We start from the raw sequence: 24,014 nt of genomic DNA on the forward strand, positions 1-24,014 counted from the left end.
CAGACGATGGCATATAATGAAAGTGCGGTCAAAAAAATGAAAATTTTTGACCGCACTTGGTTTTTGATGAAGTCTCATCATTCCTCTTTATGAGCAGAGGAATTGCAAGAGGTTAGCGACTTATTTTTGTTTTGCAAACACCATTTTCACCATTTGCCAGAAGAAAGCTAATGCCCCTAAGCCGAAGATAACATCGCCTACCATACGTACCCAGCGTAAGGTAACAAAAAGTTCTTGTTGCATAAAGGCTTCGCCACGCGCATACCATAACCCGTGTACCATATTAGCGTGAGCTTGAATAACACCAATTGGTAGTAGGCTTGAGATAATCATTACAACTAAACCCAGATTTAAACTCCAGAAACCAAATTTCATCAATTTATCATCAAATTGGTGGGTTGGGCGTAAGTAACGTACGATTAAGAATACAAATCCTAAGGCAAGGAAACCATAAACGCCAAATAACGCGGCGTGTGCGTGTACTGCTGTGGTGTTTAACCCTTGAACATAGTAAAGCGAGATAGGTGGATTGATTAAGAAGCCAAACACACCCGCTCCTAACATATTCCAGAATGCAACAGCCACGAAGCAATAGATTGGCCATTTTAAACGTTCCATCCAAGGAGCTTTTTGTTGCATAGACCAATGTTCCCAAGCCTCATAACCGAGCAAAACTAAGGGAACAACTTCTAATGCAGAGAATGAAGCGCCTACCGCAATAATAGGGGTGGTTGCTCCAGCAAAGTAAAGATGATGGAAAGTGCCGGGGATACCACCAATAAGGAAAATCGAGGCAGAAGCAATTGTGGAAACGGTTGCTGTGCGGCGTGAAACAAGCCCTAAACTGACAAAAATAAAGGATAGTGCGGCAACTGAGAATACTTCAAAGAAGCCTTCCACCCAAAGATGCACAACCCACCAACGCCAATATTCCATTACAGATAAGTGAGTATGTTCTCCGTAAAAGAGGGCTGGCCCATAGAATAAACCGATTGCAATGACAGAAGCAAAGAACAACGCGAGTAAATTTTTATCTCCCGGCTGTTTAAACGCATTGATTGTGCCACGTAGCATTAGCACTAACCAGAACAAAATACCGGCATATTTTACCGCTTGCCAGAAACGTCCTAGGTCAATAAATTCATACCCTTGATGACCGAACATAAAGCTTAATTCTTTTGGAATTTGATGTGCAATGGCTAAATAACTTCCGGTAAAGGAGCCAACAACCAACACCACTAATGCCCAAAAGAGGATATCTACGCCTAATTTTTGATATTTTGGATCTTTACCGCCATTGATAATTGGGGCTAGGAATAATCCGCCCGCTAAAAATGCCATAGCAATCCAGAACAACGCACTTTGTACGTGCCAAGTACGAATGAGGGAATAAGGAAGGTAATCTGATAATGGAATACCATAAAAATCCTGACCTTCAACCGTATAGTGTGCGACGATAGTCCCAAACGTAACCTGTGCAATAAATAACGCCACAACCGTAAATAAATATTTACCAAGCGCTTTTTGTGAAGGGGTGAGTTGAATTTTAGTTAGCGGATCAACGGCATCAGGAATAGGATCTTTCTCATCTTCTTTTTTCTTAAATGCCCACACCCAAACCATCATACCAATGCCTAAAATTAGGAAGACAATACTGGCAATAGACCACATAATATTTTCTGCGGTTGGCACATTATTAATGAGTGGTTCGTGTGGCCAGTTATTGGTATAAGTTGCCTCTGTATTTGGACGATTCGCCGAGGCAGTCCAAGCTGTCCAGAAGAAAAATTTTGTTAAATCTTGACGATCTGCTAATGCGGGCAAGGTGTTATCTTTCATCGCAAAATGATCGCGAGTGAGTTTGAACTGCGGATCATCACCATATAGCGAAATATAATATTGTGCTGTTTTTTCAATGGCTTGCTGACGTGTATCAGATAATTGTACAACACCATTTTCGACTTTGCTGCCTCGATATTCACGAGTAAGACGCGCTTGTAAAATGGCTTTTTGATCGTCATTTAATTGATCAAAATTTTTACCAAATTCTTTTTGTGCTGTAATATCTAACCAGTTGGTCAATTCACGGTGTAACCAGTCAGCCGTCCAATCAGGCGCTTGATATGCACCGTGTCCCCAGATTGAGCCAAGTTGCATTCCCCCAGTCGTTTGCCAAGCGGTTTGACCTTGCAAAATATCATTTTTGGTAATCAGGGTCTCACCATTTTCATTGATGTATTTTTCAGGAATAGGCGGTGCTTCCCGATAAATATCTACCCCAAAATAACCCAGAATAGAAAATGCCCCGATAAGCACAACGATCAACGTGTACCAGAGCTTTTTATATTGCCCCATAATCAATTCTCCATACATAAAAATAGAATAAACCATAGCAATCGCATTGCTATTGTGTGCTAAGGATAAATGGTTATTTCTTTACAAAAAATAACACTCAACCTTAAATATCGTATTAATACCCGACTAATTTTATCAACTATTTTATGTGTGCGTGATCTAAATGCGATTTTCTTGTCTTAGATCAAAATTTATTAGCCACTTTTTGACAGCAGGCTTCCATTATGGCAAGTTTGACATTTATTGAGATAAGAAAGATTTTGCATCGCATTTTTTCAGAATAGTGCTAAAATTTTCTGCGTTACAGCAATCTTTAGGCTAGTACACCATTATTTTGATATTGATTTATAGAAGGAAAAGTTTATGAGTACATTAACGATTACATTTACAACAACCCGCATTTTCGCTCACGATTTAGTTTCTGAACTATTAAATATCGGTGCGGTATCGGCAGAAGAAACGAAACAAAAAGGCGAAGATGTAGCAGAAGTTGTTGCTGTTTTCGGTGAGAATGTTGAGGCACAAGATGTTATTGCGGCTTTAGCAGAATCAGGCATCACCAATATCCCTTATGTGGTGAGCTAAGAATAAAAAACCTGTTTATGCAAGTAAGCAGGTTTTTTTAGTTTTGTTATAGAATCTAATGAAGCGTGAATTTACTCTCCACTAATTTGGTTTATGGTGGAAGCCTCCTAGAAGATTGTCGGCTTGCGTTTCCTGTATTTATATAACGTTTAACCTCTTCGTTTTTACCCTTTAAAAAATATTATATGTCAATAAATTTTAATTTATTGTAAAGCCCTTTTTTACATAAGTTTACGCAACCTTTTATTTTTCTTTATGACTAATCCAATGTTAGGCGATATGCCTACTTATTTTATTATTTAATTTAACTTATAGGACTCAAAAAATGAAAAAACTGTTTGCTGAATTTTTCGGAACATTTTGGCTTGTGTTAGGAGGCTGTGGCTCAGCTGTGTTGGCGGCGGCATTTCCTGAACTTGGGATTGGTTTTGCAGGTGTTGCATTGGCATTTGGTCTCACCGTTTTAACAATGGCATTTGCGGTGGGGCATATTTCAGGTGGACATTTTAATCCAGCTGTTACATTAGGCTTAGTGGCGGGTGGACGTTTCCACGCTAAAGAGGCATTTGGCTATATTATTGCTCAAGTTATCGGCGGGCTTTGTGCTGGTGCGGTACTTTATGGGATAGCTTCAGGTAAAGCTGGGTTTGATGTCACAGCAAGTGGCTTTGCTTCAAATGGTTTTGGAGAACATTCACCCGGTGGTTATTCTTTAACGGCAGTTATTCTTGCGGAAATCGTTTTAACCGCATTTTTCTTAATTGTGATTCACGGCGCAACAGATAAACGTGCTTCAGCGGGGTTTGCACCTATTGCAATTGGCTTAACCCTCACAATTATCCACTTAGTTTGTATTCCTGTGTCCAATACATCGGTAAATCCTGCGCGTTCTACTGCAGTAGCGTTATTCCAAGGCACTTGGGCTATTGAGCAACTATGGGTATTCTGGCTTGCGCCTATCGTAGGTGGAATTATTGGTGGTGTAATTTATCGTACATTATTAGAACAAGAGTAACTCATAAACTTAGGCGGCTAGAATTAGCCGCCTTTTATTTTTACTCAAAAGTTGGAAAATTTTAACCGCACTTTATATTTTGTATTTTAGTCTAATCCAATAATTTTCCAACGATTGTGGCTTTTTCCTTCAATTTTTCCTTGTTTCACTTCGCGGATATAATTCATCATCATATTTTGAATTGTGCCATTTTCCTGTCCTAATGCCACTTTAGATTCCCATAATAATGGAATTTGTTGTCCTTCAAAAATTCCGCCTTTTTTGATTAATTGTCCAAAACGATAAGAATTCATTCCTACTTTAAGTTTCATTTCATCAGTTACTGGACGACCATCAGCCAAACGAAGGTTTACAATTTTATGACCTTGCTGGTTACGTAAATCAATTTGATAATTTACGCCACCAAATAAATCAAAAGTAACGTATTTAGATTTAGCTCGTTTGGTATTATAGCGATAGATTTTATCACCCGGTTCAAGGGTATCAAAATAATCCGCAGACCATTCCATATATTGTTTGAGTTGTTTTCCTGTCATCTCATAAACGCTAACATCACCACCAGCGTAGCGATAATTGTAAATAATGTCTTTTTTCTTAATATCTCCTTTTTCTAGGCGAACTTTCTGATGATCAAAAGCAAAGGAAACAACATCCGCTTGGCTATAATATTGTTCTACATCGTGGATAAAAGAAGATAACCCCGTATCTTGAGAAAAAGCAAAAGAGACGCCATAATTTTCACCTTGAGGTACCATGGTATTTTCTGTTTGACCAATAATCACATTATTTAAACGGCGTAATTCATCGTGGTAAGGTTGATAAATTTTAATAATATTTTCATCAGCTTGGAAATCTTTTACTGGCACTGTTTTTGCTGTTTTATTTATCAGTTTTACGTGAGCGTTCTTAATGTCAAAGGTAAGATCTACTTCTGAAACAACAGTGCCATAACGATGAGGTTCTGTAATCAATGTATCCTTAATAGTTACGCGAGGAATATTTTTATGCATATGTCCTGCAATAATCACATCAATGTCATCTACTGCATTGACAAGATCAGCAACCCCCGTATCTGGAATGTTATTTTCATTGTCAATGCCCATATGAGCTAAAACCACAATCGCATCAACCCCTTTCTGTTTTAATTGGGTAATTTGTTTTTTGGTTTCTTCAATTGGGGAAGTAAAAATCATTTGATCGAGATAGCCTGTGTCTAGCTCAAAAGTGGCAGACATTGGCGTAGTCAATCCAATTACACCTATTTTTACCCCATCTTTTTCAATTATCGTCGTTGGTGTAAGATAACGGCGACCATTTTTATAGTAAAAATTTGCCGTTAGCTTTTGCGCCCTTATATCTTTTAGGATTTCATCTAATGCGGTCATACCAAAATTGAATTCGTGATTGCCTAGAATGAAAATATCATATTTCATTTGATTAAGTATTTTAGGAATAGGATGATTTTTATAATATTCAGGTGTTTTTGCGAATACTTCTACTTGATTATCTTGAATCGCATCACCAATATCTACCAGAATAACATTAGGATTTTTTTTGCGGACTTCATTTACATAAGTGGAAATTTGAGCATAAGAACCTGAATAGTCGGCAATATCTGCGCCATAACTCCAAGGTACAACTCTACCATGTACGTCTGAAGTACCTAAAATTTTGATATTTACCTCTTTCGCAACAGCAATACTTATAGAAGAAAGAGTAAGAATAGTGGTGAGAAGTTTTTTCATCGTGTCTCCTAGTACTATGAATCAAAGCTGACTAAATTTTGGCAAAAACATAGAAGATTATCAATAGGTTAAATATTTTATTAGTTGGTAAGCGCAAAGTTTGGAAGGGATTGCTCGTGTGAAAGTCAGTCGCTACTTTTAAGGAAAAGCCGATCTTATGATCGGCTTAGATAAAATTTTCGGTTAAATTAACCAATCACTTTCGGTAAATAACCCGCTTGGATTAAGAATGGTACATTCATAATTAATAATCCTAATAACAAGGCAATAAATAAGCTTATATTTCCACCTAGTACACGGTATGGCATATCAGGATAGCGTTTCCGTGCTTGCCAAGCCATTCCAACGGGTAACACTAAACCATAGAAAGTAAACATTTGCCCTGCATAACCTAAGGCGGCAATAAAGCCATCTGGATAGAATAAAGCAAAAGCAAGTGGTGGAATAAAAGTCAGTAAACCGAGTTGGATGCGATTTGCTTTAATGCTTACACGTTTTAATAAATCGTCTAAGCAGTCAAACAGTGATAATGCCACGCCAAGGAAAGAGGTAACTAATGCAAGGGTTGAGAATGTTCTTACCGCACCGCTAATTAATGAACTCCCCGTCGCTTGGAAGGTGGCATTGATTAAACCATTTAGTGTGGGATCATTATTTACAATTTGCACAAATTCAGATTGAGGAAAAACGCCGTGCGTTGCCATTTGCCACAAAATATAAGCCACTAATGGGATTGCTGTCCCTCCAATAATGGCAATACGTAAACGGCGAATATCACCATCTAAGTATTTGTTTATGCTTGGAATAATCACGTGGAAACCAAATGAGGTGAAAAATACAGGGCTTGCAGAAATGATTAAGAAATCTTTTAATGGCATTGCAAGCAAGTTATCCGTTGTAACTAGCGGTAACATCATACCTAATACAAGTAAAAATGCCGCAAGTTTAATTAAGAAGAGTAAGCGTGTTAGCGCATCAACTGCGCCTGTACTAATCACGATAAAGACACCTAATACCAGCGTAAATAAAACGATGGATACAGAAGTGGCGTTATCCCCTAAAAATGGCATTAGCCCAGCAAGTAATGAACCACCGCCTGTAACATAAGCGGAAAGAATAGCATACATAAAAATAACAAGGGAAAGGGTAGCAAGTACACGCCCAGTGATACCGAAATATTGTTCAGCCAATGTGGCGATCCCTGCATCTTTGCGTTCCGCTTTTTGATACACTTCAACAAATAATAATGCGCTGTAAGAAAGTAAAATCCAAAGTGCGAATAATAATGCAAGGGTATAACTAAAGCCCATCTCCGCCGAGGTGAGAGGCATTGCTAGCATTCCTGCACCTATTGTCGTTCCTGCGACAAGTAAGGCACTGCCAAATGTCTTATTTTTCATAATATTTTCCTGATTAAGTTTAGTAAAAGTGCGGTAGATTTTATCGTATTTTTATTGAAATGTAATTATATTTTTACATAGTGTTTTTATTTCTTTACAATGTGGAGGATTGCTAATGTAATGTATTGAGAAGAAAGAAGAGGGAGAAAAATATCTTTCCGTGTCAAATTGTTTTTTCTTTGTATTTAACAATGGGGGCTTACTGAATGCGTTATTCTCTTTTGTTACATTATAAAATGTAGAAGATCACTTCCGATCTTCTACATTCAACCAAAACTAAGCAGCAAGTTTTACGGCTGTTTACCAATATATGCCAAGATACCTCCATCAACGTATAAAATATGACCATTGATGAAGTTTGAGGCATCAGAAGACAAGAATACTGCCGCACCTGCGAGATCTTCTGGCGTTCCCCAACGCGCAGCAGGTGTTTTAGCGATGATGAATTGATCGAATGGATGGCGAGAGCCGTCAGGTTGTCTTTCGCGTAATGGTGCTGTTTGTGGTGTGGCGATATAACCCGGGCCGATCCCGTTACATTGAATATTTGCTTCACCAAATTCTGAACAGATGTTTTTGGTGAGCATTTTTAATCCACCTTTAGCGGAGGCATAACCCACCACAGTTTCACGGCCTAATTCACTCATCATTGAGCAGATGTTGATGATTTTACCGTGTCCTTTTTTGATCATAGAAGGCAATACGGCTTTCGACATAATGAATGGGCCAGTCAAATCGATGTCGATAATTTTACGGTAGTCTGCTGCGGTGGTTTCTAGCATTGGGATACGTTGGATAATCCCCGCATTGTTTACTAAAATATCAATCACGCCCACTTCGTTTTCAATTTTAGCGACGTGTTCTTTTACCGCATTTTCGTCTGTTACATCAAATAAATAACCCTGTGCATCAATGCCTGCTTCTTTATAGGCAGCGAGACCTTTTTTGAGGTTTTCTTCATTTACATCATTGAATACAATTTTTGCGCCTGCCTGACTGAGTGCTGACGCGATAGCAAAGCCGATACCGTATGATGCCCCTGTAACTAAGGCGATTTTACCTTTTAATGAGAATTGCTCTAAAATATTTGACATAGTTGCTCCTTAAACTCCTTAAAATGAGGTTGTCATTGAAACTTAATTGTTGGGTTTTTGATTTTAAAATTATTAAACCATTATTTCAATTTTATTATAGCGAATTATGAGAAATAGAATGTGATGTAGTTCACATTTTTGTGAATTGTGCCGAATTTTTATGCCTTATGAGGTTTTTGATGAAAAAATTGAGTGAATAATCAGCGATTTTATTTTTGAACTCTGTTTTTTGTTTAATCTCTCCTCACTCTTTTTAGTCAGTGAATTAAATGTTGAATAATAAAGTGCGGTAATTTTTTTAAAAGTTTTTAAAAATAGAGGTTTTTTTAATTTTTTATTCTCTTTTTTATCCTAATTGTTCTCTCTTTATATAAAATCTATTAGAATGCAGTCTTTCATTATGAGGAGAAATTATGATTGAGCAAATTATCAGCAACGTGGAACACGCTTTAACGTGGTTTGTCGAAACATTTGATGGCCCTCTTTGGGATATTACCGTAATTACCCTTTTAGGTGTCGGCATTTTCTTTACCGTGACGACGGGGTTAGTGCAGTTACGTTTATTTCCACAAAGTTTACGTGAAATGTGGTTTGGGCGCGCTTCTACGGGGGATTCTTTAACCCCCTTTCAAGCCTTTGCAACAGGGCTAGCGAGCCGTGTGGGCGTAGGGAATATTGGCGGTGTTGCCACAGCAATTGCGATTGGTGGTGAAGGTGCGGTGTTCTGGATGTGGGTAACGGCGTTGATTGGTATGTCCAGTGCAGTGGCAGAGTCGTCTCTTGCTCAATTATATAAATTAAAAGATAAAGATGGGGTGAGCCGCGGTGGACCTGCTTATTATATTGTGCAAGGCTTAAAATCTCGCTGGCTGGCAGCGTGTTTTGCTATTGCGTTAATCTTTACCTTTGGTTTTGCCTTTAATGCGGTGCAATCTAATGCCATTGTTGAAGCAACAGGTAATGCGTGGAAATGGAATCCAAATTACGTAGGAATTGGCTTGGTGATTTTAACCGCCTTAATTATTTTTGGTGGGGTGAAACGTATTGGTAAAGTATCGGCTCGTATTGTACCGATAATGGCACTGTTCTATTTAATTATGGCGGTAATCATTATGGGAATGCATATTGAAATGATCCCAACTGTGATTGCTAACATTGTGCATAGTGCCTTCTCTTTTGATGCAATGGCTGGCGGTATGTTTGGGGCGATTTTCTCTAAAGCAATGCTAATGGGAATTAAACGTGGTTTATTTTCTAACGAAGCAGGTATGGGATCGGCGCCAAATGCGGCGGCCACTGCGGATGTTAAACACCCGGTAAGCCAAGGGTTAATCCAAATGCTTGGCGTGTTTGTTGATACCATTATTGTGTGTTCTTGTACGGCTATCATCATTTTGCTATCAGACAATTACGGTGGTGAAACGCTGAAAAGTATTTCCCTTACGCAAAATGCTTTACAATATCACGTGGGTGAATTTGGTTTGCATTTCCTTGCTTTTATCTTATTGCTATTTGCATTTTCTTCTATTATTGGTAACTATGCCTATGCAGAAAGTAATATCCGTTTCCTCAAAAATCGCCCTGTAGTGGTGTTTCTTTTCCGCTTAGTGGTGTTATTTTTCGTGTACTTTGGTGCAGTGAATTCAGGGAATGTGGTATGGAGCTTCGCCGATACGGTAATGGCCGTGATGGCATTAATTAACTTGGTGTCTATCGTGTTGCTTTCCCCGATTGTTTGGACATTATTAAAAGATTATCAACGCCAAATTAAAGCAGGCATTCGTGAGCCAGAATTTAAAATTGAAGAACATCCCGCGCTTCTTAAACGTGGCGTAAATCCGGATGTTTGGAAATAATTATTGATGTAAGTATGAGGTTGTTTGATGTCAGCACAACACATTGAATTTCAAGAAAAGGTGCAAGCCTTGCTAAAACAGCATAAAGGTGAGCGAATTATTAGCTTTGAATATGAAAATCAGCGCTATTGGCTCAAACAACCTGAACAACTTAAAGGTGTCTGGCGTTTACTTAAACCGCAACCAAAAAAAGCTTTTCAAAACGAATTGAACACCTTGCAGTTTTTAGCCGAAAAAAAAGCACCCGTGCCACAATTAATGGCATTTGGCGAAGATTTTTTAGTACTAAAAGATGCGGGTAAAACCATCAGTTATTGGGTGGATAAACCCGATCTCAGTTCAATGCAGAAGCTGGCTATTTTGGAAGATGGGGTAAAAGCCTTAACAGATTTGCATAAGAAAGGTTTGGTTCACGGTCGCCCAGCGCTACGTGATATGGCGTGGCACGAAGGCAAGGTACAGTTTATTGATTTTGAATCCCGTTCTAATCAGACGAATTTAAATTGGCAAAAAGTACGAGATAGCCTTATTTTTATTCACAGTCTTGGGCGTTCAGATAGCATTTCTGATGAGCAAATGCGTTTAGTCATCGAGAAATATCAACAATACTGTGAACCTGATAGTTGGCAACGAACGGTTTCTTTTTTGCGAAAAAACCGTTGGCTGTATTATTTATTGTTACCTTTTAAGCCTATTGCAAGAATGGATCTTATTGCGATTTATCGTTTATTTGAAAACACCTTAAACAACTAAGTGCGGTGCTTTTTTACAAGTTTTTTTGATAAAGCCTTGCTATTTGTTTTTCTATAGGTATAATACGCCACATATTTCGGACGCGGGGTGGAGCAGCTTGGTAGCTCGTCGGGCTCATAACCCGAAGGTCGTTGGTTCAAATCCAGCCCCCGCAACCAATTCATAGAAAGTTCAGTAAAAAGAACCCCAATTTTGGGGTTTTTTTGTACGAGCAATTTAGATGTAGAACTGGGCTGATAGCCCTTTTTTTACGTCCTAATTTTGTGTAGGAGGCGTTAATTGGCAACATTAGAAGAAAAATTATCTGATTTACTCAAGGATTCTGTACAGGATTTAGGCTGTGAACTTTGGGGAATTGAGTGCCAGCGTATGGGAAGATTTTTAACCGTGCGTTTATATATTGATAAAGAAGGTGGCGTAACCGTTGATGATTGTGCTGATGTGAGCCGTCAGGTCAGCGCGATTTTAGATGTGGAAGATCCGATTGCGGATAAATATAACCTTGAAGTCTCTTCACCGGGGCTTGATCGTCCATTATTTACCTTAGCGCAATATGCTCGCTTTATTGATCAAGAGATTATCGTGCATTTACGTATTCCTGTATTAGAACGCCGTAAGTGGCAAGGAAAATTAGCGCATATTGAAAATGATATGCTGACGTTAATGGTTGATGGACAGCCTCAAGTATTGGTATTTGGTAACATTCAAAAAGCCAATGTGGTACCTAAATTTTAAGTTTATATAGGAAGAAAAGAAAAAATGAGTAAAGAGATTTTATTAGCTGCGGAAGCAGTATCAAATGAAAAATTGTTACCTCGTGAGAAAATTTTTGAGGCTTTAGAAAGTGCGATTGCTCTCTCTACGAGAAAAAAATATGAACAAGAAATTGATGTGCGTGTAGTGATCGATCCAAAAACGGGTGAATTTGATACATTCCGCCGTTGGTTAGTGGTGGATGAAGTAACCAATCCAACAAAAGAAATCACCCTTGAAGCGGCACAATTTGATGATCCTAATGTACAGGTTGGGGATTATGTGGAAGATCAAATTGAATCTGTGGCGTTTGACCGTATTACAATGCAAACCGCACGCCAAGTGATTAGTAGCAAAATCCGTGAAGCGGAGCGTAACAAAATCGTTGAGCAATTCCGTTCTAATGAGGGCGAAATTGTGACGGGAACGGTGAAAAAAGTAAACCGTGAAAATATTATTTTAGATTTAGGTCAGCAAGCGGAAGCGGTGATTTTGCGTGAAGATATGTTACCGCGCGAGAATTTCCGCCCGGGTGATCGTGTGCGTGGTGTGTTATACCGTGTTAGCCCAGAAAGCAAAGGCGCACAGCTTTTTGTTACCCGTGCAAAACCTGAAATGATTATTGAATTATTCCGCATTGAAGTGCCTGAAATCGGTGAAGAGCTGATTGAAATCAAAGGTGCAGCACGTGATCCGGGTTCGCGCGCTAAAATTGCTGTAAAAAGCAATGATAAACGTATTGATCCTGTTGGGGCTTGTGTCGGAATGCGCGGTTCACGCGTGCAGGCAATTACCAATGAATTAGGCGGAGAGCGTGTTGATATTGTGTTATGGGATGACAATCCAGCTCAGTTTGTGATTAATGCAATGGCACCGGCGGATGTGACGTCTATTGTTGTTGATGAAGATAATCATTCTATGGATATTGCGGTTGAAGCGGAAAACTTGCCACAAGCCATCGGACGTAATGGACAAAATGTACGTCTAGCCAAACAACTGACAGGTTGGACATTAAATGTAATGACCACAGAAGAGCTTAATGAAAAACATCAAGCTGAAGATAATAAAGTGCTTAAACGCTTTATTGAGGCATTAGAAATTGATGAAGAATTTGCTCAAATCCTTGTAGAAGAAGGGTTCACTAGCTTAGAAGAACTTGCTTATGTTCCAGTTAATGAATTAACAGCAATTGATGGGTTAGAAGATGAAGATCTTGTTGAGGAATTACAAACTCGAGCTAAAAACGCCTTGACTGCTGCGGCATTAGCGGAAGAAGAAGCGTTAAAACAAGCGCATATTGAAGATAAATTATTAAATCTTGAAGGAATGAACCGCCATCTTGCGTTCAAATTAGCAGAAAAACAAATCACGACCTTAGAAGAATTAGCGGAACAAGGTGTGGATGATTTAGCCGATATTGAAGAATTAAGTGCCGAACAGGCCGCAGATTTAATTATGGCGGCACGTAATATTTGTTGGTTCAGTGAAGAATAAAGAAGGGTGTAAAAACTATGGTAGATGAAGTCAAAAAATCGGATGCACCGAAAAAATTAAGCATACAACGCCGTACTAAAACCACGGCAAATACCACCACAAGTACTGGTAAAAATAAAACAGTACAAGTAGAGGTACGCAAAAAACGCACTGTTCCAACAGAAGCTGCAATTCGTGCGGAAGAAGAGGCTCGCTTAAAAGCAAAACAAGAAGCTGAGAAGAAAGCGGCTGAAGAGAAAGCAGCCGCAGAAAAAGCACAGAAAGAAGCTGAAAAAGCGAAAAAAGAAGCGGAAAAAGCAGAGCAGGAAAAACGTCAGGCTGAACAAAAAGCAAAAGAAAATGCGGATAAAACCGCAAAAGACAGCGCGAATAAAGCAATTAATGAAGAAAAAGAACGTCTTAAAGCCGAAGAAGCAGAGCTTCGCCGTAAAGCGGATGAATTAGCACGTCAAAAAGCAGAAGAGCAAGCCCGTAAAGCGGCAGAAGAAGCGAAACGCTATGCGGATTTAGCAAGTGCGGATGAAAAAAATGAAATTTCTGAAGATTATTCAGATTATCATCTGACTTCAAGCTATGCGCGCGAAGCAGAAGACGAAGAAGAGCGCCGCAATGAAAATCGTGGTCGTGGTAAAAATAAAGTTGTCAAAGCGAAAAAAGGCGGACGTGAAGACGACAACAACAAAAATGAGCGTGAATCAAATCGTCGTAATCAAAAAGACATTAAAGGTGGCAAAGGCGCGAAAGGTAAGCAAGGCAAAAAAGGTAGTAGCTTACAACAAGGCTTCACCAAGCCCGCAGCACCAGTAAACCGTGATGTGGTGATTGGGGAAACCATTACCGTCGCGGAACTTGCGAACAAAATGGCAGTGAAAGCCACTGAAATCATCAAAACAATGATGAAAATGGGCGAAATGGTTACCATTAACCAAGTGATCGATCAAGAAACAGCACAGCTTGTAGCCGAAGAAATGGGACACAAAGTGATCCTACGCAAAGAAAATGAGCTAGAAGAATCTGTATTAGGCGATCGTGATGTGAATGCTGAAAAAGTAAATCGTGCGCCAGTGGTAACTATTATGGGACACGTTGATCACGGTAAAACTTCCTTACTTGACTACATTCGTAAAGCCAAAGTGGCAGCTGGCGAGGCGGGTGGGATTACCCAACACATTGGTGCTTACCACGTTGAAACAGATGATGGCAAAATGATCACTTTCCTTGATACCCCGGGACACGCCGCCTTTACCTCAATGCGTGCGCGTGGTGCAAAAGCAACGGATATCGTCGTGCTTGTAGTTGCCGCAGATGATGGCGTGATGCCACAAACCATTGAAGCAATCCAACATGCAAAAGCAGCCGGTGTGCCAATCGTTGTGGCGGTGAACAAAATTGATAAGCCTGAAGCAAACCCAGATCGCGTGGAACAAGAGTTATTGCAACACGAAGTAATTGCAGAAAAATTTGGTGGCGATACCCAGTTTGTTTATGTTTCTGCGAAAAAAGGAACAGGGGTGGATGAATTACTTGAAGCCATCTTATTACAATCTGAAGTGTTAGAACTCAGTGCCGTGAAAGATGGAATGGCAACTGGGGTGGTGATTGAATCATATCTTGATAAAGGTCGTGGTCCAGTCGCAACCATCTTAGTTCAATCAGGAACATTACGCCGTGGTGATATTGTGCTTTGTGGTTTTGAATATGGCCGTGTACGTGCAATGCGAGATGAAAATGGTAAAGACATTTCAGAAGCAGGCCCATCAATTCCAGTAGAAGTATTAGGCTTATCTGGTGTGCCATCTGCGGGTGATGAAGCCACTGTGGTACGTGATGAGAAAAAAGCCCGTGAGGTGGCATTATATCGTCAAGGTAAATTCCGCGAAGTGAAATTAGCCCGTCAGCAAAAAGCGAAGTTGGAAAATATGTTCAGCAATATGGCAGAAGGCGATGTGGCAGAATTGAACGTTATTGTCAAAGCAGACGTTCAAGGTTCGGTAGAAGCGATCGTTCAAGCCTTGCAAGAGCTTTCAACCGCAGAAGTGAAAGTGAATGTCGTTGGCTCTGGCGTGGGCGGAATTACCGAAACCGATGCAACTTTAGCTGCGGCATCTAATGCGATTATTGTTGGTTTTAACGTTCGTGCCGATGCGTCAGCACGCCGTATCATTGAAAATGAAAATATTGATTTGCGTTATTATTCAATCATTTATGAACTACTTAACGAAATCAAAGCAGCAATGAGCGGTATGTTACAGCCTGAATTTAAGCAAGAAATTATCGGTCTTGCAGAAGTGCGTGATGTATTCCGCCATCCGAAATTTGGTGCAATCGCAGGTTGTATGGTTACCGAAGGTGTGGTGAAACGTAATAATCCAATCCGTGTATTACGTGATAACGTGGTGATCTTTGAAGGGGAATTGGAATCTCTCCGCCGTTTCAAAGATGACGTCGCAGAAGTGCGTAATGGAATGGAATGTGGTATTGGCGTGAAAAACTACAACGATGTGAAAGTTGGCGACCAAATTGAAGTCTTTGAAGTGGTTGAAATTAAACGCTCAATTTAATGAATGAGAAAGTGCGGGTGTTTTTATCCGCACTTTTACTTAACACAATAAATGGGATAGGCTTTTCGTCATAGGTTACACCTTAAGCGAGGCAAGCATTATCCTCTTTTTATTTATAGGAAAAGGAAATGACAAGAGAATTTAAACGCTCAGATCGCGTAGCACAGGAATTACAAAAAGAAATTGCAGTCATTTTACAGCGTGAAGTCAAAGATCCTCGTATTGGAATGGTTACCGTTTCTGATGTAGAAGTATCGCGCGATTTGGCTTATGCAAAAGTTTTTGTAACCTTTTTATTTGATCAAGATGAAAGTATTATTGAAAGTGGAATGAAAGGGTTAGAAAAAGCTGCACCTTATATCCGTTCATTATTGGCGAAAGCGATGCGTTTACGGATCGTTCCTGAGTTACGTTTTATTTATGATCAATCTTTGGTCGAAGGAATGAGAATGTCTAACTTGGTGAGTGAAGTGATTCGTGATGATCAAAAACGCCACCAGCCAGAACCGCATAACCAAGAAGATGCCGACAAAAATAATGAGTAGAGCAAAAAATAAAGGTCGCCACATTCACGGAATTTTTTTGTTAGATAAGCCACAAGGGGCAAGTTCTAACCAAATTATGCAACAAGTGAAATGGCTTTTTCAGGCAAATAAGGCAGGGCATACAGGGGCGTTAGATCCCCTCGCTACGGGGATGTTGCCCATTTGTTTAGGTGAGGCGACCAAGTTTTCGCAATATTTGCTTGATTCTGATAAGCGTTATTTGGTCACGGCGAAATTGGGGGAACGTACAGATACCTCTGATGCAGATGGACAAGTGGTGCAACATCGAGAAGTGCGGGTGGAAATCTCAGAAATTTTGACCGCACTTGATCAATTTCGTGGCGAGATTATGCAAGTGCCGACAATGTTTTCAGCCTTGAAACATCAAGGGAAACCGCTATATGAATATGCGCGTGCAGGCATTACCGTGGAACGTGAACCACGTCTTATCACCATTTTTGAACTGAAATTTATTGATTACCAAGCTCCTTATTTAACGCTGGAAGTACATTGTTCTAAAGGCACTTATATTCGCACTTTAGTTGATGATTTAGGTGAAGTGTTAGGTTGTGGCGCACACGTAACGATGCTTCGCCGCCTTGCGGTGGCGGATTATCCTCAGCAAGCGATGATGCGCTTAGAAGATCTTAACGCCTTAAGCGAACAGCAGGATTTAAGTTTGCTAGATCAGCATTTATTACCTATCGACAGTGCGGTGAAATCCTTACCCGCTTTGCTTTTAACTGCTGAGCAAAGCCGAGCCGTAGGCTTTGGGCAACGTGTGAAGTTTGATAATCCACAACAGATTTACGGACAGGTGCGGTTATTTTCTGATAAACATCAGTTTTTAGGTGTGGCAGAAGTGGATAAAAATAACGTTATCCGACCAAGCCGAATGGTCGCATTAGATTTATTATAAAGATTAAAGGGGCAAACGCCCCTTTTTTATTCGTTTTGATTTTATTTGGAAAATTATTCCACTTTAACAATCCAACCTTCAGGCGCTTCAATATCACCAAATTGAATACCGGTCAGTTCGTTATAAAGACGTTGGGTGATTTCGCCAACTTCTGTTTCTGAATAGAAAACGTGGAAGTTATCGCCATATTGAATACCGCCAATTGGCGTAATCACTGCCGCAGTTCCGCAAGCCCCAGCTTCTTTGAATTGGTCTAATTCATTAATATAAATATCCCCTTCAAGGGTGTCTAAACCAAGACGTTCTTTTGCCAAATAGAGCAGAGAATATTTCGTGATACTTGGTAAAATTGATGGGGAAAGCGGGGTAATAAACTTATTATCTTTCGTGATAGCAAAGAAATTTGCTGAACCCACTTCTTCAATTTTAGTGTGAGTGGCAGGATCAAGATAAATACAGTCGCTAAAATTGCGTTGTTTCGCTAATTTACTTGGATAAAGACTGGCCGCATAGTTTCCGCCCACTTTAGCCGCGCCAGTACCTTGTGGGGCTGCACGATCGTAGTCAGAAACGATAAAATTAGTTGGTTTCATCCCCCCTTTAAAGTATGCCCCTACTGGGCTACAGAAAATAGAAAAGATGTATTCTTTTGCAGGGGTTACGCCTACATTATCTCCCACGCCAATCACAAATGGACGTAAGTAAAGTGTTGCTCCTGTGCCGTAAGGGGCAATCCAAGATTGATTCGCTTTGACAACTTGTTTACAAGCATCAATAAACATTTCAACAGGGACTTCAGGCATTAATAAACGCTGACAGCTTTTTTGTAAACGCTCAGCATTTTGATCTGGACGGAATAGATTTATTGAGCCATCTTTACAGCGATATGCTTTTAACCCCTCAAAGCATTGTTGTCCATAATGTAATGCGGTTGATCCCTCGCTAATATGAAGCACATTATCTTGGGTGAGTTCCCCTTTAGACCATTCTCCGTCTTTCCAGTGAGCAATATAACGATAATCCGTTTTGATATAGCCAAAACCAAGATTTTGCCAGTCAATGTTTTTTAGTGTCATTTTATTTCCTTATTAATGATGTTGTTACAACAGAATGGTTTTAATCTACACCATTATTTAAAACTTGCAACAATAAAAGTGCGGTTATTTTTGAATTTATTTTTTCTTAGAAAAAATACGATGTCTTCTTTATGGCTAACAAGGAAATCTATTTCGAGGAAAAGTGAAACTGTGGTAGGATCTCGCACATAAAAAAACACCGCTCAATCGAGCGGTGTCTAACCTAATTAGGTCAAAAAATATACAGGAAGTGAAATGAGTAACTAATCAGTTACTCTGTTCGGTTTCCCGAACTATGCAAACACAACATCATACTTAAGTCGAAACTCTTAACCAATAAGGAATTACCAATCATTAAGTATGTGCGTATTGTAGTGAGATGTACGGACGAGAACAAAGGATATTTTTTTATCCCTTGCATTAAAAAAACTAATAGATAAATCAGTCAGTTAGTATAACTGATTATTTTTCATTTGAGAAGAATTTATGTATAAACGTTTGCCTCCCTTGAATTCACTGAAAGCTTTTGAATGTGCGGCTCGCCATTTGAGTTTCACAAAAGCAGCGGATGAACTCTTTGTGACCCAAGCAGCAGTGAGTCATCAAATTAAATTATTAGAAGATTTTTTAGGCATTGAATTATTTAAACGTCAGCACCGAGCGTTAGTGCTAACTGAGTTAGGACAGATTTATTTCAAAGAAGTGACAGAGATTTTACGCCGTTTGTCTGAGGTTACGCAAAAACTAATGACGCAGAAAAATGAAAAACATATTGCGATTAGTGTACCCCAAACCTTTGGCATTCAGTGGCTTGTGCCTCGTTTAAGTGGGTTTAATGCCCTTTATCCAGATATTGAAGTTCGCTTGACAGGCGTGGATCAAGATGAAGGATTGCTGAACCGCGAAATTGATATTGCGATTTATTATGGACGTGGCGCGTGGGAAAATCTGCAAGTGGAAAAATTAGCAGAGGAAAATTTGCTCTTGCTTGCCTCACCAAAATTATTGGCTAAACAGCCGGTATATTCAGCAGATGATCTTAAAAAACATACGCTGATTCATATTCATACCCGTGATAACTGGCAAAATATGGCGAATCATTTACAATTAAAAGCGTTGGACATTCAGCACGGCCCTATTTTCAGCCATACTTTTATGGCCTTGCAAGCTGCCGTACACGGACAAGGCATTGTACTCGCTAACCGTGTGCTAGCTCAGCAAGAAATTGATCGTGGTACACTGCAAGTGGTGTTACCAATCCAACTCAAAGATCCAAAATCTTTTTATGTAGTTAATCAATTAGATAAAGCGAATGATGAGCAAATTCTCGCATTTCGCCAATGGATAATTAAAGAAATAAGAAACAATAATGAATAAACTTGCCTTATATTGCCGTATTGGCTTTGAAAAAGAACTTGCCGCCGAAATTACTGATAAAGCAGCCGAACGTGGTATTTTTGGCTTCGCCCGTGTTGAGCCAAATTCAGGTTATGTGATTTTTGAATGTTATCAGGCTGGTGAGGCGGATCGATTGGCACAAGAACTGCCTTTTGACCAACTGATTTTTGCTCGCCAAATGATTGTTGTATCAGATTTATTACAAGACCTCTCACCTGAAGATCGTATTAGCCCTATTTTATTGCAATATCAGCAAGATGAATTGGCGAAAAAACTCAAAAATAGCACCGAATTATTTGTTGAAACTGCCGACACCAATGAAGCAAAAGAATTGTCTGGATTTTGCCGTAAATTTACCGTACCTTTGCGTAATATTTTGAAAAAAGAAGGCTTTTTACAGGGCAAAGGCAATCATCAACATACCCTAACGTTGCACGTTTTTTTCTTGCAATCAACAGCGTGCTATGTAGGGTATTCTTACAACCATAATCATTCGCCATATTTTATGGGCATTCAACGGCTTAAATTCCCCGCAGAGGCACCAAGTCGCTCGACCTTAAAATTAGAAGAAGCCATTTTAACCTTTATTCCTAAACAAAAAGAAAGCCAATACTTAAATGAAAATCAGTATGCGGTTGATCTCGGTGCTTGCCCGGGAGGATGGACGTATCAATTGGTTAAACGTGGTTTATTTGTTTATGCGGTAGATCACGGCAAAATGGCAGCGAGCCTACACGAAACGGGTCGCATTGAACATTGTGCTGAAGACGGTTTTAAATTTCAACCACCGAAACGTCGCCGTATTGATTGGCTAGTATGTGATATGGTCGAACAGCCAAGTCGTATTGCGCAATTAATTACAAAATGGTTCATTAATGGGTGGTGCCAAGCCAGCATTTTTAATTTAAAATTGCCAATGAAAAAACGTTATGTAGAAGTGAAAGAATGCCTAGCAATGATTGAACAAGCCTTAGATCAACAAGGAATGAAATTCAAACTTAAAGCAAAGCATCTGTATCACGATAGGGAAGAGATCACCGTTTATCTCTATTTACTGCCTTAATTAAAGTGCGGTGGAAAATTTGCTAATTTTATCTTACTGAATAGCTTTAATGTTGTCTTAATTCAGTTTATAAACTCCCCCAAAGAAAATAAGCGTTTCTCTTAGTGGTAAAGAGGAACGCTTATTTGTTATTAATGGCTTTTTTAGTATTTAGAGCCTAAAGCCTTACCAACAGCTTCTGACGCTTTACTACTTGCTTCAATTTGCGCTCTTTGTACCGCACTATCTTTCGCTGAGTTTGCAATATTGCCTAATTCCTTTTGTAATTCTGCACAGCCTACAAGTGAGGTTGATACGATAGCCATTGCAGCAAAAAATAATTTGTTCAATTTCATATTAATATCCTTCTAAATAAAAAATAGTGATGAACGTTTAAGATAACACTTAAACCAATATAGTTTAATATTAAACTATATTGGTTTACAAGAGGTTTTTTCAATCGGTCATAATTCACCAAATGAAAATACCGAATGAAAAAGAAAAATTTAGTGAGAGATTGAAGCTAGCACTTGCAACAAAATATCCTAACACATTGAAAAATAGTGAAATTGCAACGAAATTTAATCTCCAGCACCCAAATGAGCCAGTGACACAGCAAGCGGTTTACAAGTGGTTAAACGGCTTAGCAATTCCTTCACTGGATAAAATTGATACCTTAGCAAATTGGTTAAAGGTAAAACCAATTTGGTTAAGGTATGGCGTGTCTGAACATACACAAATAGATACAATGAATGAAACTCTAGTTGAATTGATTTCTTCCTTATCTGAAAAGCAAAAACGAGCAATCTTACAGCTTATTTTGGCATTTCAAACGGGAGAGGAATAAGTAAACTTTTGCCCGTTTTTTGAACTAGAAATAACGTACGGTTTATTGTGTTCTTACACCAAAGTGCGGTGGAAAATTCATAAAAATTTCACCGCACTTCTTGCCTTTTAGCAAAATCCCCCTATAATTTAAAACTGTATAAAAAAACAGTGGTGATGTGATGGATATTTCAGAATTACTTGATGGATTAAATGATAAACAACGTGAGGCAGTCGCCGCCCCCTTGGGCAACTACTTAGTGTTAGCTGGCGCGGGTAGTGGTAAAACGCGAGTGCTAACTTATCGTATTGCTTGGTTGATTGCGGTAGAGCAAATTTCTGAAGGCAGTATAATGGCAGTCACCTTTACCAATAAAGCCGCTGCAGAAATGCGTCATCGAATTGAGCAAACATTGGCGAAATATTCATCACAACGCATAATGGGAATGTGGACTGGCACATTTCATAGTATTGCACACCGTCTATTACGCGCCCATTATGCGGATGCTGGGCTACCACAGGATTTTCAAATTTTAGATAGTGATGATCAGCAACGTTTGATTAAACGCTTGATTAAACTACATAATATTGACGAAAAAGCGTATCCGCCGAAACAGGCTTGCTGGTATATTAATAACAAAAAAGAAGAAGGTTTGCGTCCGCATCAACTTGATGATGAGGGTGATATTCAAGAACGCACTTGGATTAAAATTTATCAAATTTATCAAGATGCTTGTGATAGAGCGGGCTTGTTAGATTTTTCTGAATTATTGTTGCGAGCGTATGAATTGTGGCTGAAAAAACCATTAATTTTGCAACGTTATCAGCAGCGTTTTTCGCATATTTTGGTGGACGAGTTCCAAGATACCAACAAAATCCAATATGCGTGGATCAAATTATTGGTGGGAGAAACGGGTAAAATAATGATCGTAGGCGATGACGATCAGTCTATTTATGGCTGGCGTGGCGCACAAGTTGAAAATATTCACCGTTTCTTAGAAGATTTTCATAATGCACAAACCATTCGCCTTGAGCAAAATTATCGTTCTACGGGCAATATTCTCAACAGTGCCAACCATTTAATTGCGAATAATAGTAACCGTCTTGGTAAGGATTTATGGACGGAGGGGGAGCAAGGCGATCCTGTTGGGATTTATGCCGCCTTTAATGAAATTGACGAAGCTCAGTTTGTGGCAAGCCAAATCAAAATCTGGCTCGATGATGGTGGAAAATTAGATGATTGTGCGATTTTATATCGTAGTAATAGCCAATCTCGTGTTATTGAAGAAGCCTTAATTCGCGCCCAAATTCCTTATCGAATTTATGGTGGATTGCGTTTCTTTGAACGGCAAGAAATTAAAGATGCCTTAGCGTATTTACGTTTGATCTCCAATCGCTTTGATGATGCCGCCTTTGAGCGAGTGATCAACACACCAGCTCGAGGGATTGGCGATCGAACCTTAGATGTGTTACGTCAATTAACCCGTGAGCGACAAATTACCCTATGGCAAGCCATTCAAGTTGCCATTCAGGAAAATATGTTAGCAGGACGGGCAGCAACCGCTTTATTGCGTTTTACGGAATTAATTAATTCCTTACAACAAGATAGTGCAGAAATGCCACTATTTGCACAAACTGATTTTGTCATTAAACACTCAGGCTTGTATGAAATGTATAAGCAGGAGAAAGGTGAAAAAGGTGAAGTGCGGATCGAAAATTTGGAAGAACTGGTGAGTGCAACTCGAGAATTTATTAAACCAGATGAAGCGGAAGAAATGACAGATTTAATGGCATTTCTCACCCACGCCTCTTTAGAGGCTGGGGAAGAACAGGCCTCAGCCCATGAATCAAGTGTACAAATGATGACATTACATTCCGCCAAAGGGTTAGAATTTTCACGCGTCTTTATGGTTGGGGTGGAAGAAGGTTTATTTCCAAGCTTCCGTTCTTTTGAAGAACCAGGGCGTTTAGAAGAGGAACGCCGTCTGGCTTATGTTGGCATCACCCGAGCCAAGCAAAAACTCACCATTAGTTATGCGGAAAGCCGCCGATTATATGGCAAAGAAGAACGCCATATTCCCTCTCGTTTTATTGAAGAATTACCAAAGGATTGTATTCAAGAAGTGCGTTTACGAGGCACGGTGACGCGTGCGTATAACCGTGCTGCCGTCGGTTCGTTAAATAGCCATAAAGCCAAAAATGATAGCGAATGGCGAATGGGACAAAAAGTTAGACACGCTAAATTTGGTAATGGCACAATTATTAATGTGGAAGGTGAAGACAATAACACCCGACTACAAATCGCTTTTCAAGGAGAGGGGATTAAATGGCTGATTGCGGCATTGGCGAAGCTAGAGAAGTTATCCTAAACACAAATTAAAAATTCACTAAAAAGACACCGCACTTTGTTTTTTATGAGTTTATATCATTCTCTAACATCAAAGTGCGGTATTTTTTATGCAATTTTGAGCTGGAATATAATCAGTAAAGGATTGATGAATTGTTACCTTTTTGTTAAAAATAGATGGGTTCAAGAAGCGTAGGTAAATTTTTCTATATGATAAAAATTTATCTGTTTTTTGGATTTGGGATTATGAA

19 protein-coding genes and 1 tRNA gene are annotated in these 24,014 nt (G+C 39.4%); 14 read left to right on the forward strand and 6 right to left on the reverse strand.

Annotated features, from left to right (window positions below):
- Positions 1–120 precede the first annotated feature (120 nt).
- Entirely contained in the window at positions 121–2,355 is a 2,235-nt protein-coding gene (locus L5B90_RS00160) for a nitric-oxide reductase large subunit (RefSeq protein ID WP_265762525.1), read from the reverse strand.
- Positions 2,356–2,718: 363 nt separating this feature from the next.
- Between L5B90_RS00160 and L5B90_RS00165 the strand changes: the two genes are divergently transcribed.
- A complete protein-coding gene (locus tag L5B90_RS00165) occupies positions 2,719–2,940 on the forward strand; it encodes a hypothetical protein (protein WP_250350488.1) in 222 nt (73 codons plus the stop codon).
- A 325-nt stretch (positions 2,941–3,265) separates the two neighbouring features.
- Positions 3,266–3,955 carry an aquaporin Z gene (gene aqpZ / locus L5B90_RS00170; protein ID WP_250350487.1) on the forward strand — a complete coding sequence of 230 codons (690 nt, stop codon included), beginning with the start codon at positions 3,266–3,268 and terminating at the stop codon, positions 3,953–3,955.
- A gap of 86 nt (positions 3,956–4,041) precedes the next feature.
- Here the strand turns inward: aqpZ and L5B90_RS00175 are convergent, their stop codons facing one another.
- From L5B90_RS00175 to L5B90_RS00185, 3 genes are all read right to left on the reverse strand, one after another.
- The gene (locus tag L5B90_RS00175; protein ID WP_265761815.1) at positions 4,042–5,700 is read right to left on the reverse strand and encodes a bifunctional metallophosphatase/5'-nucleotidase; all 1,659 of its coding nucleotides are present in this window, start codon (positions 5,698–5,700) and stop codon (positions 4,042–4,044) included.
- A 188-nt stretch (positions 5,701–5,888) separates the two neighbouring features.
- Positions 5,889–7,100: an aromatic amino acid transport family protein gene (locus L5B90_RS00180; RefSeq protein ID WP_265761816.1), complete on the reverse strand. Its 1,212-nt coding sequence runs from the start codon at positions 7,098–7,100 to the stop codon at positions 5,889–5,891.
- A 290-nt stretch (positions 7,101–7,390) separates the two neighbouring features.
- On the reverse strand, positions 7,391–8,194 hold the full coding sequence (locus tag L5B90_RS00185; RefSeq protein WP_250350484.1) for a gluconate 5-dehydrogenase: 804 nt from the start codon (positions 8,192–8,194) through the stop codon (positions 7,391–7,393).
- Between the two features lie 413 nt (positions 8,195–8,607).
- Between L5B90_RS00185 and L5B90_RS00190 the strand changes: the two genes are divergently transcribed.
- The 8 genes from L5B90_RS00190 to truB all read left to right on the forward strand — a co-directional run bounded on the left by L5B90_RS00190 (position 8,608) and on the right by truB (position 17,075).
- Entirely contained in the window at positions 8,608–10,050 is a 1,443-nt protein-coding gene (locus L5B90_RS00190; protein WP_265761817.1) for an alanine/glycine:cation symporter family protein, read from the forward strand.
- Positions 10,051–10,074: 24 nt separating this feature from the next.
- Positions 10,075–10,803: a protein kinase family protein gene (locus L5B90_RS00195; protein WP_442778752.1), complete on the forward strand. Its 729-nt coding sequence runs from the start codon at positions 10,075–10,077 to the stop codon at positions 10,801–10,803.
- An 81-nt stretch (positions 10,804–10,884) separates the two neighbouring features.
- A tRNA-Met gene (locus L5B90_RS00200) sits at positions 10,885–10,961 on the forward strand.
- Positions 10,962–11,082: 121 nt separating this feature from the next.
- Positions 11,083–11,538 carry a ribosome maturation factor RimP gene (gene rimP / locus L5B90_RS00205; RefSeq protein WP_250350481.1) on the forward strand — a complete coding sequence of 152 codons (456 nt, stop codon included), beginning with the start codon at positions 11,083–11,085 and terminating at the stop codon, positions 11,536–11,538.
- Between the two features lie 24 nt (positions 11,539–11,562).
- Positions 11,563–13,050: a transcription termination factor NusA gene (gene nusA, locus L5B90_RS00210; protein ID WP_250350480.1), complete on the forward strand. Its 1,488-nt coding sequence runs from the start codon at positions 11,563–11,565 to the stop codon at positions 13,048–13,050.
- 17 nt (positions 13,051–13,067) lie between these two features.
- Positions 13,068–15,611, forward strand: coding sequence for a translation initiation factor IF-2 (infB, locus tag L5B90_RS00215; RefSeq protein WP_250363157.1), 2,544 nt, complete (start codon positions 13,068–13,070; stop codon positions 15,609–15,611).
- A gap of 128 nt (positions 15,612–15,739) precedes the next feature.
- Positions 15,740–16,156 (forward strand): 30S ribosome-binding factor RbfA, encoded by a 417-nt coding sequence (rbfA, locus tag L5B90_RS00220; RefSeq protein WP_250363156.1) that lies wholly within the window; start codon positions 15,740–15,742, stop codon positions 16,154–16,156.
- A complete protein-coding gene (gene truB / locus L5B90_RS00225) occupies positions 16,149–17,075 on the forward strand; it encodes a tRNA pseudouridine(55) synthase TruB (protein ID WP_265761819.1) in 927 nt (308 codons plus the stop codon). The genes rbfA and truB overlap by 8 nt, the downstream gene beginning before the upstream one ends.
- 53 nt (positions 17,076–17,128) lie before the next feature.
- On the opposite strand, the gene L5B90_RS00230 is transcribed toward truB, so the two are convergent.
- Positions 17,129–18,151: a branched-chain amino acid aminotransferase gene (locus tag L5B90_RS00230; RefSeq protein ID WP_265761820.1), complete on the reverse strand. Its 1,023-nt coding sequence runs from the start codon at positions 18,149–18,151 to the stop codon at positions 17,129–17,131.
- 486 nt (positions 18,152–18,637) lie between these two features.
- On the opposite strand from L5B90_RS00230, the gene L5B90_RS00235 reads away from it, so the two are divergent.
- Together L5B90_RS00235 and rlmM are read left to right on the forward strand one after the other, a co-directional pair.
- The gene (locus tag L5B90_RS00235) at positions 18,638–19,528 is read left to right on the forward strand and encodes a transcriptional regulator GcvA (RefSeq protein ID WP_250350475.1); all 891 of its coding nucleotides are present in this window, start codon (positions 18,638–18,640) and stop codon (positions 19,526–19,528) included.
- Positions 19,521–20,612: a 23S rRNA (cytidine(2498)-2'-O)-methyltransferase RlmM gene (gene rlmM / locus L5B90_RS00240; RefSeq protein WP_265761821.1), complete on the forward strand. Its 1,092-nt coding sequence runs from the start codon at positions 19,521–19,523 to the stop codon at positions 20,610–20,612. Before L5B90_RS00235 ends, rlmM begins: the two co-directional genes overlap by 8 nt.
- A 143-nt stretch (positions 20,613–20,755) precedes the next feature.
- Here rlmM and L5B90_RS00245 read toward each other — a convergent pair whose 3' ends face one another.
- On the reverse strand, positions 20,756–20,947 hold the full coding sequence (locus L5B90_RS00245; protein WP_265761822.1) for a hypothetical protein: 192 nt from the start codon (positions 20,945–20,947) through the stop codon (positions 20,756–20,758).
- Between the two features lie 122 nt (positions 20,948–21,069).
- Between L5B90_RS00245 and L5B90_RS00250 the strand changes: the two genes are divergently transcribed.
- A complete protein-coding gene (locus L5B90_RS00250; protein WP_265761823.1) occupies positions 21,070–21,438 on the forward strand; it encodes a transcriptional regulator in 369 nt (122 codons plus the stop codon).
- Between the two features lie 160 nt (positions 21,439–21,598).
- Positions 21,599–23,785, forward strand: a complete 2,187-nt coding sequence (gene uvrD / locus L5B90_RS00255) for a DNA helicase II (RefSeq protein ID WP_265761824.1) — start codon at positions 21,599–21,601, stop codon at positions 23,783–23,785.
- The last annotated feature ends 229 nt before the right edge of the window (positions 23,786–24,014 follow it).

Origin of the sequence: Avibacterium sp. 20-129 (genome assembly GCF_026226845.1) — a bacterium.
Taxonomy (GTDB): domain Bacteria; phylum Pseudomonadota; class Gammaproteobacteria; order Enterobacterales; family Pasteurellaceae; genus Avibacterium.

What these genes read in the sequence shown, in the direction of transcription:
- L5B90_RS00160 (WP_265762525.1), bottom strand. Translation starts at nt 2,355, where the DNA reads ATGGGGCAATATAAAAAGCTCTGGTACACGTTGATCGTTGTGCTTATC.
- L5B90_RS00165 (WP_250350488.1), top strand. Translation starts at nt 2,719, where the DNA reads ATGAGTACATTAACGATTACATTTACAACAACCCGCATTTTCGCTCAC.
- aqpZ (WP_250350487.1), top strand. Translation starts at nt 3,266, where the DNA reads ATGAAAAAACTGTTTGCTGAATTTTTCGGAACATTTTGGCTTGTGTTA.
- L5B90_RS00175 (WP_265761815.1), bottom strand. Translation starts at nt 5,700, where the DNA reads ATGAAAAAACTTCTCACCACTATTCTTACTCTTTCTTCTATAAGTATT.
- L5B90_RS00180 (WP_265761816.1), bottom strand. Translation starts at nt 7,100, where the DNA reads ATGAAAAATAAGACATTTGGCAGTGCCTTACTTGTCGCAGGAACGACA.
- L5B90_RS00185 (WP_250350484.1), bottom strand. Translation starts at nt 8,194, where the DNA reads ATGTCAAATATTTTAGAGCAATTCTCATTAAAAGGTAAAATCGCCTTA.
- L5B90_RS00190 (WP_265761817.1), top strand. Translation starts at nt 8,608, where the DNA reads ATGATTGAGCAAATTATCAGCAACGTGGAACACGCTTTAACGTGGTTT.
- nusA (WP_250350480.1), top strand. Translation starts at nt 11,563, where the DNA reads ATGAGTAAAGAGATTTTATTAGCTGCGGAAGCAGTATCAAATGAAAAA.
- infB (WP_250363157.1), top strand. Translation starts at nt 13,068, where the DNA reads ATGGTAGATGAAGTCAAAAAATCGGATGCACCGAAAAAATTAAGCATA.
- rbfA (WP_250363156.1), top strand. Translation starts at nt 15,740, where the DNA reads ATGACAAGAGAATTTAAACGCTCAGATCGCGTAGCACAGGAATTACAA.
- truB (WP_265761819.1), top strand. Translation starts at nt 16,149, where the DNA reads ATGAGTAGAGCAAAAAATAAAGGTCGCCACATTCACGGAATTTTTTTG.
- L5B90_RS00230 (WP_265761820.1), bottom strand. Translation starts at nt 18,151, where the DNA reads ATGACACTAAAAAACATTGACTGGCAAAATCTTGGTTTTGGCTATATC.
- L5B90_RS00235 (WP_250350475.1), top strand. Translation starts at nt 18,638, where the DNA reads ATGTATAAACGTTTGCCTCCCTTGAATTCACTGAAAGCTTTTGAATGT.
- rlmM (WP_265761821.1), top strand. Translation starts at nt 19,521, where the DNA reads ATGAATAAACTTGCCTTATATTGCCGTATTGGCTTTGAAAAAGAACTT.
- L5B90_RS00245 (WP_265761822.1), bottom strand. Translation starts at nt 20,947, where the DNA reads ATGAAATTGAACAAATTATTTTTTGCTGCAATGGCTATCGTATCAACC.
- L5B90_RS00250 (WP_265761823.1), top strand. Translation starts at nt 21,070, where the DNA reads ATGAAAATACCGAATGAAAAAGAAAAATTTAGTGAGAGATTGAAGCTA.
- uvrD (WP_265761824.1), top strand. Translation starts at nt 21,599, where the DNA reads ATGGATATTTCAGAATTACTTGATGGATTAAATGATAAACAACGTGAG.